The 239-nt window shown below is 45.6% G+C and carries 1 protein-coding gene; it reads right to left on the minus strand.

The genetic code is table 11. The annotated features are described in order from the left end of the window. A partial coding sequence (locus tag CES79_RS12970) for a hypothetical protein (protein WP_159459508.1) occupies positions 1-239 on the minus strand: 239 nt, incomplete at both ends.

The following is a 239-nucleotide window of genomic DNA, read 5'->3' on the forward strand; positions in this document are numbered from 1 at the left end:
GGTACCGTTTGATCACCTTGGTTGCTTGGAATCGTCACATTTGCCTTAGCATCGTTTGGTGTGTAGGTCACTTTACCTGTAGTTGTTGGATTATCGACCGTGATCGTGCCATCTGGATTAACTGTGGCTGGTACCGTCGTTTTATCTGGTGTGTAACCTTTAAGTAATGGCACATCAACAGTGACATGTTCGCCTGTCTTACCAGTTACATTAGGCACCGTTTGATCACCTTGGTTGCT

This window comes from Secundilactobacillus silagei JCM 19001, assembly GCF_002217945.1.
Taxonomy (GTDB): domain Bacteria; phylum Bacillota; class Bacilli; order Lactobacillales; family Lactobacillaceae; genus Secundilactobacillus; species Secundilactobacillus silagei.